Source organism: Catenulispora rubra, from assembly GCF_015356825.1.
Classification (GTDB): domain Bacteria; phylum Actinomycetota; class Actinomycetes; order Streptomycetales; family Catenulisporaceae; genus Catenulispora; species Catenulispora rubra.
The window spans coordinates 16,372-28,242 of the sequence record NZ_JAACYW010000041.1 but is presented as its reverse complement, the minus strand read 5'-3'; the positions used below and the strand labels follow the sequence as shown (position 1 = coordinate 28,242).

The window sequence follows — 11,871 nt, the reverse complement described above, 5'->3', positions numbered from 1 at the left end:
TGACAAGCCCCCACCACTATCCAGCGCGGGACTTGCACATTGTCGCCGCGCGGCGGCGAGCGGGATGGCCTCCGAGAAGGTCTACCCTTCCACTGTGGCGAGAATCCGGCGTCGGGGTCGCATGGGTGCGAGGCGAACTCTGCAGTCTAGGGCCATTGCCCAGCGTATGAGGCCGAGTGTTCGGGGCGGTGTTCGCAGGCTCTCCCAGTGCACCAAGGAGACTCGGCTGAATCCGCCCCGGTTGGCGACCTCAAGTTGGGGCAGCATGGGGTACGCGTTGCGGACATCGCGCAGTACCATCGTCAGCCTTCTGAGCTCATAGGTTTCCCAAGTTTCGCCGTGTTCCCGGGGCACCGAACAAGGAACCTGCACGCCGATCCTGTCGACGATGACGAGTCTCAGCATTAGTATGCGGGCCCAACCGATGAGGTTTCGCACAGTCGGGGAATCTTGCCCAGTCTCCCAGTCGACTACCGAGGTTTTTGCGACGCCCAGCATCGAGGCCAGTTTGCGTTGTGGGAGATCCCCGAGGTCCTTGCGGGCCACTGTCAACGTGCGCGTGAGAAGTTCGAGTTCCTGTTGCACGGCCTCGTTGGTGAGCGGCGTCATGACCACCTCTGGGCTTGCGCCGCGGACGTCTGTTGACGGCCGGCGACGTTTCAGTCGGCGGTACAGGGTTGTATGCATGCATTCGGGCACACATAGTCAGGCGTCCTGCCGCCGCCTTGCGGCTCTGTTCCCACTATCTCCACCTGTAAAACCGAATTGACGGCTCCGGGCCTGCAAGGTCGGCCCGCGGCCGTGACCTGTCCGGCCCAGGCCAGCCCGTGTCGGGGCTCAGGCTCATCGGCTAGGCAGCGAACCTGCTAGCACGATTTTCGATCATGGGGACCAAGTCTCATCACAGCATCGGCGGCATGCCCGATTTTGGAAAAACGTGGTCGCTCTTAGTGAACAGTCGCTACCCTGATGCAGGTAGTACTGGCCCGGTTACCGATCAGTCATGAGTATGGTCATGCGGTCGGACTTGCGTTGTAGAGGAGGATTCGCGTCAATGGCGATAGCGCGTCTGCTACTGGTCGCACCCGTCGCGGTGATAGTGGGGATGGCCCTGCCCGGTCCCGCGCGTGCCACCAGCATCGGACCCGTACACCTCGGGAACCGCCCCGTGGTGTCCGATAATTGGGTGGACAACGCATCGGCCCCGCGCGAGGTGGCAGTTGGCGCCTGTACGCTGCTGGCCGCTGCAGCCGGTACCCCGCACGCCGGTCACAGCATCGGTAACGGCGTAGCGCAGCAGGGCGTCTCACACAGCCCGTCCGAGCTGCTGAATGCGGCCGTTGCGGAGACCATCGACGCCCTGCGTGTCATAGCTGATTTGTCAGGTCCGCGCGCAGATTTTCGGAGCGTAGATCGCTGAATCCACCAAGCAGCTGCACGCCGTCGTGACGTGCAGCGCGTGCATCCTGAGTCTGGCCGACGCGGTCTAACGCGTCGGCCAAATATGACAAGGTCCGTGCACAGAGCCATGAATGGTTTAGATGGCGGTACGCGGCCGCGGCCAGTTGAAAAGCCTCCACCGCTTCGGCAGCACGGTTTTTGGCCAGCATGGCCTGGCCCAGCCCGGTGCGGGCCTGCGCTTCCCGAGAAGGTTCTCGAAGTGCGCGTCCCAGAGCTAAGGCATGCCCAAACGTCTCGAGGGCCTGGTCGTACAGCTGACCTGCGTACTCCAGAGCCCCTTGTTCCAGGAGCACTGCTTGGTGAAGTAACGGCAGATCAACATCGTCAGCGATCTGCCGAGCTGCCGCGAGCTCAATCGCGGACTGCGATAGTCGGCCGCTTTCACGGAGAACACGGGCTCGGAGAAGCGGGGGAGTGGCCAGCAGGCGGCGATCGGCCCCTGCGCGACGGTACGCCGTCTCGACCTGATCAGCAAGATTCATGGCGAGGCTCAGACGTCCACCTTCGAAGGCAGCGTGGGCCAGACCGCTCAACGCGGCGGTCGCGCCGAGTTCGTCGCCAACAGCCCGGCCGGCGTCGAGCGCCTGGCCGAACGCGGCGTCGGCCCGAGCGAGGTCGTGGCGGGCCAACGAAATCAAGCCCAGGCTCGTAGCCGAGCGAACCGTCCCGGCGCGGTCGCCGATCCTCTCCCAGACTTCCAGCGCTGCCGTGTGATGGGCAATCGCTTCATCAGCACGGCCCGCCGCGGCGCAGGCATCAGCCAAGGTAGCCGACACAGCAGCGCGTGCCCTCTCGTGATCCAGCGCCTCAGCTGCTTTTGCGCCGAGCCTGGCCATCTCGAACCAGTCGTCCAGCGGCAGATGCACCGCGTGCATGCCGTGCAGGACCTCCGCGAAGCGCCAAGCCAGGTCCCACATGCCCGCTGCCGATACTGCCTGCGCAACAGCCATCAGGTTCTGCTGCTCGGCTCGATACCACCTAGTCGCCTCGTCAGAGTCGGTGAATTCGAAAGAGCCGGCGGACAGGAACTGTGGGGGTAGGGGCGGCGCTGCCAGACTGGGCAGCGCAGTGCGCACCGCGGCTTGAGCGGTTGCCAGGTACCACCAGGCACATCGCTGAAGCGCGGCGGCCCATTCCTCCGGCTCTTCATCCTGACGAACCTGCCCAGCGGCATAGGCCCGCAACAGGTCGTGGAACTGATACCGGCCAGGACCGGTCTGCTCCAGCAGATGCGCCCCAGCCAACAAGTCGAGAAACCCACGCACCCGATCAGGCTCGACACCCGACAGAGCTGCAGCCGCCCCAATCCCGAACTCCGCAGAGGGATGAATCCCTATCATCCGGAACACCCGCGCCGCCGGTGGAGGTAGCGCCCGGTATGACCAAGCGAACACCGCGCTGACTGTATCGGACTTGCTGGCATCCTCCGTCGACAAGGCAGCCCATAGCGACGACTCACCCCGAAGATCTCCGAGGAGTTCGCGCAAAGGCATCAGCGGCCGGGCCGCAGCTCGCTCAGCCGCGATCCGCAACGCCAACGGAAGGCGCGCACACAGCCTCACCAACTCGCTGACATCCGCAGCCGAATCCGCTTCCCGGTTCCCAGACACCGCATGCTCCACCAACGCCACAGCATCCGGCACTGGCAGCAACCCCAGCGTCAGCCGACGAGCCCCGTCCCGGGCCGACAGCCCCGACAACCGCCCCCTGCTGGTCACCAGCACTACGCACCCGGCATCACCAGGAAGCAGCGGGCGCACCTGGCCCACCGTCGCCGCGTTGTCAGCCAGCACCAGCACATGCCGCCCAGCCAACAGCGATCGATAGAGTTCGGCCCGTTCCTCCAGGCCCTGGGGCATCTCGCCAGGCGGCACGCCCAGCGCGCGCAGGAAGCGTTCCAGGGCCACCTGAGGCGCCACCGCTGGCCCAGAGTCATAGCCCCGTAGGTTGACAAATAGTTGCCCATCAGGAAACTGTTCGACCGTGCGGTGCGCGAAACGCAAGGCTAATGCGCTCTTACCCACACCCGCTGTACCGGCGATCACCATCAAGCGGACGCCATGGCAGGCGTCGCCAGCCGACACGAGTTCCTCGAGCTTCCTCAACTCGTCTACGCGCCCGACGAACCCGTGCACGTCGGCAGGGAGCTGACGAGGCGGAGCAGGCTTCGTCGGTTCCGGGACGTGGAAGTGAACACCCCCGTGAACGTCCCGAGCCTGCACGACATCCCGCGCCGAACCGGAAAGGGATGACGACACCGCTCCCGGCGGCGAGAGATCCTGCTTGCGTGGTTCCGCGACCACGGTGCCCCCAGCCCAGGTGAAGCCATTACCATCCTTTACAGCACTCTAGTCATAATCGGGACGAACGACAGCAGGCGCCAGCCCGTTCTGGGACAGCGGTTGGTGGGCGCGCGGATGCGTGGCGTAGTGCCACGCTAGCGGCTGGCTGTGAGCGCGTCGGTCTGCCGAGCAGTGGAGCGCGATCGTGGATGACACTTGGATAGCGGTCAACCCCTGACGGGATCCAAAGCGCGTGGGCAATAGCCGCGATTGCTAACACACTGCCAGCTGCGGCGTGTGACTGAGGCTTAGCCCAGCTGCGAACAGCCGAAGGGGGACGTCAGGTGCGGCGGTGGCGTGGGACGCTGAGAACGGACGTCGTTGTGCCGGGCGTCTTGGTCATCATGACGAGCCTGGAGCCGAAGGTGTTCGGCGTCGAGATCAGTGAGCGGCATTCTTGGGTTCGTTGCCTTCCTTGGGGTCGACGCACTGATCGAGCGGACCGGCAGGCTGCAGCGCATCGAGAGGACGCTCAATGAACTGTCGCCGTACATCGCCGGATCCATACCAGCGGAACGGGTGTTGCGCACACGTGCCGCGTTTGAGTGGATGGATCTGCTCGTCGCACACGCCCGGCGGAGCGTTTTGACCGCGTTCTTCGCCCTCGGCGCTGTGGCGCAGGCCGGGCCGGACTCGTGGGCACGGCTCGGCATCACGGGGATCACGCAGCGCAAGCACATCGAGGAGACAGTCCTGCTCCTCGACGCTGCCGCCGACTGGTGCTGGCGGCGCGCGGCACCGCACGACGCCTGAGCGATGCGGACAGCCCCGGGCGCGAGCTGTCCGCGCTGGAGATCAGACGAGGATGTCGCAGGCCCCGACGCCGCTTAAGCGAGGCGACGAACTGCTCAGGGGTCAGGCCGACGGTGTCGCCGTGCGGCGTGAAGCCGGTGATGAGCACCGGGCCGTGGTACGGCTGGAAGACGAACCCGAAAGATCGGGCCAGCGCGGTCGCGACGGGGTTGACGCCGCTGTTGTCGAGGCATTCCTCGTCGATCCACATGTCCGGACGACTGTGAGACTGACGACGTCCACCAGCGCACAACTCAAGTGCTTCCGGGTCCTGGCCACTGTGTCGGCGAGGTTGAGCTGAACTTCGGTGACGTCGTCGGACGTGATCAGAGGGCGGACGTCGGAGTGGTGGTCCCTTGTCCCTCCAACGGCGTCGGGTCCGTATCACGACGGCTGTGGTCAGGGCTGGTCAGCGCAGAGTGTCTCCGCGCGTCGACATCTTCGGGTACGGATATTTCACTTGCACCACCAGATTTGCCTTGCCCTGCTCATGCGCGTAGAGCAGCAGTGTGTCGAAGAAGTCGCGCCCGTCGAGTGTCCTCCCAATCTCGATGCACCCATGGCTGAAACCCTTGTGCGAGTTGTGCAGGAAGAATCCGTCGCGCCCATAGGTCGGGCCGAGAGGTTCCAGCCGCACCCGCATCGTCCCCCAGTTCGTATCGACAGGACCGTTACCCCCGATCCGTAAGAACTGGATCCCCCGTTCATGGTTGTCGATGGCCTGCTGTCCGCGCTTGTTGGCTGCCTCGACGCTGTTCTGAGCCGCATCGAGGCGGGCCACGAACACGTACTTGGTCTCCGGCAGCGGTCCGGCGGGCCCGTCCTCCTTCTGCCCCTCCTTCTGCCGGTCTGCGACCTGCAATCCTTGTGTACCGGATGTCGCGGCGAACATCAGTGGGCCTGCGGCAGCCAGCGACTTCGGCAGCGAGCGATGCCAGACCAGGAACGTTCCCCGATAGACCATGTCCACGTCGGTCTCCTGTGGCGGGCGCACTCGGATGCTCAGGGCGCCGAATTGCCGGCTGGAGTCCTTTCGTCCGAACTCCACCGCGCGCAGTTCGGTGGCCCCGGCCTTCCGTCCGGTGACCAAGAAGCGCCGCTGCTTGACGCTCGGGGACACGAACGCATCCAGTTCCTCCACCAGGGCGATCGCCGGATCCCACAGCATCAGCGGCGCAAGGACGCCCTCCTCGTCAGGGGCCCCCTTCCACAACACCGTGCAGGACCGTTCGCCGATCATGAGCGGGATCTCGGTCAGTGGCTGGGACTGGGCGTCCTCGAAGCAGAACGCAGGCATGGCGGTCAGCTGATCTGCGTGAGGTTGGAGGTCATCTTGATGTCGGTGCCGGACGTCGGCGTGTACTCGTGCCACTCGGCGATCAGGGTGCCCTTCTCGCCGGGCTGGATGACCGGGATCGGGGTTGTCGTTCCGTCGTGGTCGTGAAGGAGACCCGCCAGGGTCAGGTGAGTGGCGTCCGGGACCGCGATTAACCGCTGGGCTTCCTGGTGGTTGGGGTCGCCAGCGAGGTCGATGACGACGTCGCGGCCGACCACGAAGCCGCGGGTGTCGGCGACCTCGATGGTCACCGGCTGTGTGCTGGGCGACAGGGCCGTGGCACAGGTGGTGACAGTGGCGTCCTCGGTACGTGGCGAGTTCTGGGCGAGGTTGGCCGGGGGGATGCCCGGGTAGTTCCGGTCGTCGTAGGCGGCGATCTCCTGGGCGATCGTCAGGTAGGGGTGGTTGTCGTTGACGACGGCGCCGTCGAAGCCGCCCTCGACGTAGCGCACCCAGGCCTCCTCCCAGCCTTTGCGTACCGTGAGCACCACGCGGGCGCTGCCGGCACGCAGGAACGCCTGCCGGTTGGGGTCCGGGTGGCGGATCTGGCGGATGAACTCCCACGATTCCGGGACATCCCAGAAGTAGGAATATAGGTAGGTGACGACGTTCTCCCATTCGATGGCTTGGTTGATGAACTTCACCACGTCCTCGTGCTGCATGACAGTCGACCATTGGGCATGATCCATGCCCAGCGCGTTGCCGTCGGACTCGATTCCGTGTTTCAGGTCGGCGCCGACTTGCGCGAAGGCGGCAGCCACGTCGCCAGGCATGAAGGCGAAGTCGGTGCCCAGCAGGAAGCGCAGCACCGTCTTCATCACCTCGTCGCTCTCCTCCCGCCGCAGTGTCAGGGTGTCGACCGCGGTGAGCATGGCCTCCAGTTCGGCGACCCGGGCGGCGATGTCCTGCTGTTGGGCGTAGTACTGGGTCTGGGCCGCGTCGTAGATGGCGTTCCAGGTCTGGGTCCGCCAGGTCTCGATCGCCTCCGGCGACGGCTTGGTGGCGACAAGGACCTGGAGTTGAGCGGAGTTGGCCTGCTGGAAGTAGAAGCCGATCTGCTGCTGCCCAACAGCCCCTTGCAAGAACGGCGCGTTGGTGCCTGCGTCGATCAGAACGGCCGGCCGGAAGTAGGTGTTCTGCTGGTTGCCGACGCTGAGGGTCGTCCCGACGATGGTCATGTCGAAGCTCAGGGTTGCCGGGCCGGTGACCATCCCGGAGAAGGCAAGCGTGTCGACGGCCTGACCGGTCGGCACGTTGACAGTGAGTTGGAAATCGTGGACATGGTCCCGGCCCTCGTCGAGCCCGGTCACGGTCTGGCTGACCGCGAACGGCAGTTGCTGCCGTGGCGGGTCGTCGACCTTCGCCCCGTAGCGTTCGGCCAGGATCTTGTAGTGAGGTTCCGGGGCGAACGGGGCGCCCGGCTGAGGGTCGGCGGCCACGACCTCATCGACGATCTCGCTGTGTGGGACCTTGAACTCGAACGGCCCCAGCTGCCTCTTGAGGTCGTCGAGCTCTTGGTATGCCCGGCGCAGCGCTGCGCCGGGTTCGGGGACGACGATGTCGTAGGTCAGGCGGAGCCCGTACCGGTACAGCCGTACCTGCCACTTGCGCAGCAGGCTGAAGTAGTCAATCCGGATCGGATCCGCTCCGGGATTGCTCAGTGTCCTGGTGGTGGTCTCCGACGTGCCGGCCACAGTAGTTGTGGAGATGGTCACTTTGTGCTCGGTCCGGGACCGCGACGACGCCTTCTGCGTCATGGCCTGGGCATGCTTGCGGCTGTCGGTGGCCGACGCCGACTGCGAGCTCTGGTCGCTGAAGCCTGCGGTGACCGAACCTGACACCACCGCGATGCCGCCGCTGACCGTCCCGGTGATATTGAACTGATTCGCGTGCTGGCTCTGGGAGGTGACGGCCTGCGCCAACTCGGTGTTGTCAGTCACTCCGGTCTCGCTAACGTTCTCCAGCGAGTCGGTGACGATCGAGGTGAATTCCTTGGTCCGCACCGACCATTCCTTCTCGGTGACGGACGTCTGCTCGCCGGGGGCCAGTGGGATGGTCGCGATCAGTTCGCCGTGTTCGATCCCAGCCGGGGCCATCTCCAGGCGTTCCAGGTTGAGCATGCCGATCGGGTTCGCGTGCGCAGCCAGCCACACCCCGGCGTTGACCGCCCGGTTGAGCAGCGCCGCAGCATTGCCGGCCGCCGGTGAGGACACAGGCATCGGCGAGGTGAGGGCCTCGGTACGGACCCGGACGAGCGCCCGGCCGACGGCCGTCAGCGCCGCCATCGGCATACCGGCGAAGGCTGCGGGCCGGGGCGCCAGGCCCGGGACGGGTAGCTGCTCGAACTGTCGAAGCAGGCCCATGACCGGATGGTCTGCCAGTTCTGGGCCGCGTGCTGTGCTGTCGGCTGACGCGGCCACCTTGGCCCGGAACCGCTCCTGGATCCGGTCGATGTCTCCGGGCTGCAACCCGAGCTGGCGCACGTAGGCGAGTTTCACCACTGCGGATTCGGTGGACACTCCGTCCTGCGTGCCGGTGACGGCTGGAGTCAGCGGCACGTGCGTTGCTTTCAGCACGTGCCGGGCGGCGTGCTCAAGGACTGGTGCCTGCCCCGCCTCGCCCGAGCTCGGTGTCGTCGTTCGCTTCGATACGGCGTTCTCGGTCACGGTGTCTACCTGCCCGATTACAGCACGAGGTCTTGATGGCGTGACCCTAGCGAACGTCGTCCGGCGCGCGGTAGCCCGAGTTGGTACCGAGATGTGAGTGTGACACCGAGGTGGCTCTTCTAGGAACTGGCGGCGTCGCGTGAACGAGTGTCGCGAATCCTCGGGTTGAGCGGGTCTGATCGTCACTTGCTGTGGTCGCCGGGGGCGTAGGTCTTCCAGGTTCCTCCGGCTTCGGTGTGCTCGGAGGTGTAGCTGAGCATGCGGGCGACGACCGGTGCCGGGGTCTGCAGTACGAGTTGCCGCAGGGCGGCTGTCCGGCCGGTGCGGATGGGGATGTCGGTGGCAGCGAGCCTCTGGCGGATCGCTTCGCTGCTCAGGGGCTGTCCGGCGCGTCGACCGGGGAACAGCAGTCTGCTGTTCGGGTTGGTGGCGGTCATCAGGTTCGGCCGCTCGTCCAGGAAGCGTCGGATTACCTCGGCGAGCGGTTCGGGAACCGGGGATACGGGGTCGCCAAGCCGGATTGTCATCTCGGGTTCGTCGTTGACGATGTCGTCGAGCGCCAGCCAGCGGATGCGGCTGGTCGGCTGGGCATAAGAGCAGGACGAGAGGGCCCAGGACCCGGTCCAGCAGCGCTATGTCGTCGTTCAGGAGGTATCGGATTAGGGCGAGCCGACGATGCTTGCTGATCGGTGTCGGGTTGCCCGTGACCATGTTCGGGATCTTCAAGCGAGGCATGCGTCTCTGCTCGATGCACCAGTGCAGGAACGCCTGTGTGAGGCGGCGGCCGACGGGTCCGTCGGCGAACCAGGCGTCGATGTCGGACTGGCGGCAGTGGTCGAGGTCCCGTCCGCGGGCGTCGAGGAAGGCCAGGAAGGTCGCGCACTGGGTGAGACGGTAGCGGGCCTGGGTGCATCGGCCTTGGCCGACCGGTCCGTTCTCGGCTCGCTCACGCAGGCGGCGCAGGACATACCAGGTGGCGAAGCGTTCCAAGAGCCGACGGTGTTCGAGATCGTCGATCGCGGCGAGCCACTAAGCCAGCGCTGCAGGAGCATCAGGTGCCGGTCGACCGGCGGGAGGACGTCGGCCTCTATGAGCAGGTCGCGAAGGAAGGCGACGGAGCGCCACGGGGTGAGCTGGTTGAGGCCGTCGTGGGTGAGCGGGACCTCGCCGCGGGCCCAGGGCCTGCAGCATGGCGACAACGTGCGGCTTCGTTGCCCAATAGATCCCGACGCGGGGTCTGTTCATCTGCCGGATGGCCTCGAACAGCGGGACGAGCTCGGCGCGGACGGTGCCGGTGCCGTCGTCCAGCAGCGGGGTCAGCGTGTCGGCCAGGACGCAGTTCCCGCAGATCCCGGCCAGGTAGCGCTTCCCTTCGCGGCCGCAGCGCCGGCAGATGTAGTCGCCAACGTCCTCGGCGCAGTCGCAGCACAACCGCCCGCCATCGTCGGCCGGGCCGGGCGTGAGCCGGTCGACGCCGCAGCCGGCGCAGGCCCCGTAGGTCTCCAGCGCCCGCGAGTAGCAGCCCTCGCAGGTATAGAGGTGCTGCATCCGCTTGGCGCCGACGCGGATCGGTCTGTCGCAACGGGTGCAGACCAGCTCGTTCGGCATGATGCGCCGGTTCACTGCTCGGGGGTGATCCTGGCTCGGACCGGCCGGAGTTCGGCGAGGTTGATTGGGGCGGGCGAGTGCGCGGGCCGTGTGAACCGTGGTCGGTGAACAGTTCGGAGGTCCGCTCACGACAGGGACAGAGCCCGCAAGGTCGGCGGTCCGATTGGCATAGCAGAATGCAGAGCCGGAGGGGTTCGCGGCCCGACTAGCTCCTTGGGTAGGTCAAGCCAGGTGTTTGTGGTCACTCCCTGGACCACACCCTGGACCATCAATCAGGGTGGGCAGCAGGACCCCGATTCTGTGGGTCGAAAATCCGCTGGACTCGAGCTACAAGCCTTGATCCACGGCTGAGCTAATACGTGAAATTCCTCATCGCAGTCGGATGGAACTTGCAGCCGGCTTAAGGCCGCGGAGCTGATGGGTCCAGTCGCGTTATTCGGCGATCTAGGTATGTTGATGCAGGTCAGGGCGATGCTTCGGGGGACGAGTCCCGAGCAAGGGCCTGGACCTCCTGGACCATCTCCTTGGACCACCTGGACCATCGAGATCACACGGATTTCTGCCGCCGGATTCGTAGCGATTTTGGTCCAGGGGCGGTCCAGGGGGAGTTCCTGGCAGTCGCCGTCAGCGGGTGGTACAGGTTGGCATCAGGTCCGAGCCGGTGGTCCGCAAGCTGCGCGAGGTCAACGAGATCCACAAGGAATCGGTGCGCCAGGCCATCGCGGTCGGCGTGAAGATCGCCATGGGCGCCGATGTCGGCCCGGCTCCGCAGGGTTCCAACCTGACGGAACTCGCCCTCATGGTCGACGCCGGCCTGACCCCGGCCCGGTCACTCGTGACCGCGACCGCCAGCGCCGCTGAACTGCTTGGTCTCGGTGGGGAAGTCGGCCGGATCGACGATGGCGACCGCACGGACCTCGTTCTGGTGGATGGCGATGTCACCGACATCGACGACCTGGCCAGGCTCGTCAGCGAGGTCTGGAAGGACGGACGGAAAGTCGACCTCGCCTGACGTGGGGCTCGGCGACTTCGCTTCAGCTCGGCGGCTTGGCGCCGAGCCCGGACGCTGACCGCCATGCTGTCTCACCTGGGTAACAATTTTGGAAACCGTCGGTTCCTCTATTGACCGGCAGCCGATTGATGGCAAGCATCGGATGTCGTCGGTTCCATCCTCCTGGTCCAGGAAAACTGATCGCTTCGAGTAGGGCAGTAGGCATATGAGGTATGCACTCGACCCGGAAATCGTCACTGCGCCCCGGCGGTGCCGCGCGAGCGGCTACCGGGATCTGGCCACAGCGCGCGCCGGCTTCAAGCAGCTGGTCGCCGCGACGGCGGCGGGTCTGGACACATTCGGGGTGACAACCTGCGACGAACTGGTGCCGTGCCGCGGGGAGCGCCCGGCGTCCGAGTACGGGCGTTTACCCGGATCGGGTGAAGGCGCGGGTACCGCTTTTCGACGTCGACGATGGCGGGTTCACGCTCGGCGATCTCGACACCAGCTATGCCGCGAGTGCCGCGCTGGCCCGCGAACTCGGCGTCGTCATCGTGTCGGTCGGCTACCGCCTCGCGCCCGAGGTGCCGTGCCTGGCCGCCCCGGCATGCGCGACGGTACTGCCCCGCCTGCCGCCGGCCTACATCACCGCATGAAATTCGATCCGATGCGCGA

At 65.8% G+C, this 11,871-nt stretch carries 9 protein-coding genes; 3 read left to right on the top strand and 6 right to left on the bottom strand.

Going from position 1 to position 11,871, the window contains the following annotated elements; all coding sequences use genetic code 11:
• Positions 1–81: 81 nt before the first annotated feature.
• The gene (locus GWK61_RS60725) at positions 82–609 is read right to left on the bottom strand and encodes a helix-turn-helix domain-containing protein (RefSeq protein WP_194908873.1); all 528 of its coding nucleotides are present in this window, start codon (positions 607–609) and stop codon (positions 82–84) included.
• Positions 610–1,367: 758 nt separating this feature from the next.
• Positions 1,368–3,596, bottom strand: a complete 2,229-nt coding sequence (locus tag GWK61_RS59500; RefSeq protein ID WP_194908872.1) for an ATP-binding protein — start codon at positions 3,594–3,596, stop codon at positions 1,368–1,370.
• A 591-nt stretch (positions 3,597–4,187) separates the two neighbouring features.
• Between GWK61_RS59500 and GWK61_RS14485 the strand changes: the two genes are divergently transcribed.
• Positions 4,188–4,556, top strand: a complete 369-nt coding sequence (locus GWK61_RS14485) for a hypothetical protein (RefSeq protein WP_194908901.1) — start codon at positions 4,188–4,190, stop codon at positions 4,554–4,556.
• Positions 4,557–5,004: 448 nt separating this feature from the next.
• Here the strand turns inward: GWK61_RS14485 and GWK61_RS14475 are convergent, their stop codons facing one another.
• The 4 genes from GWK61_RS14475 to GWK61_RS56395 form a co-directional block, all read right to left on the bottom strand.
• A complete protein-coding gene (locus tag GWK61_RS14475; RefSeq protein WP_194908870.1) occupies positions 5,005–5,892 on the bottom strand; it encodes a hypothetical protein in 888 nt (295 codons plus the stop codon).
• Positions 5,893–5,897: 5 nt separating this feature from the next.
• Positions 5,898–8,597: a hypothetical protein gene (locus GWK61_RS14470; protein WP_228562320.1), complete on the bottom strand. Its 2,700-nt coding sequence runs from the start codon at positions 8,595–8,597 to the stop codon at positions 5,898–5,900.
• Between the two features lie 182 nt (positions 8,598–8,779).
• Positions 8,780–9,124, bottom strand: a complete 345-nt coding sequence (locus tag GWK61_RS56400; protein ID WP_228562319.1) for a hypothetical protein — start codon at positions 9,122–9,124, stop codon at positions 8,780–8,782.
• A gap of 502 nt (positions 9,125–9,626) precedes the next feature.
• Positions 9,627–10,205: a hypothetical protein gene (locus tag GWK61_RS56395; RefSeq protein WP_228562318.1), complete on the bottom strand. Its 579-nt coding sequence runs from the start codon at positions 10,203–10,205 to the stop codon at positions 9,627–9,629.
• Positions 10,206–10,866: 661 nt separating this feature from the next.
• Here GWK61_RS56395 and GWK61_RS14460 point away from each other — a divergent pair.
• The gene (locus tag GWK61_RS14460; RefSeq protein WP_194908869.1) at positions 10,867–11,217 is read left to right on the top strand and encodes an amidohydrolase family protein; all 351 of its coding nucleotides are present in this window, start codon (positions 10,867–10,869) and stop codon (positions 11,215–11,217) included.
• Positions 11,218–11,636: 419 nt separating this feature from the next.
• The gene (locus tag GWK61_RS14455; protein WP_194908868.1) at positions 11,637–11,852 is read left to right on the top strand and encodes an alpha/beta hydrolase fold domain-containing protein; all 216 of its coding nucleotides are present in this window, start codon (positions 11,637–11,639) and stop codon (positions 11,850–11,852) included.
• The last annotated feature ends 19 nt before the right edge of the window (positions 11,853–11,871 follow it).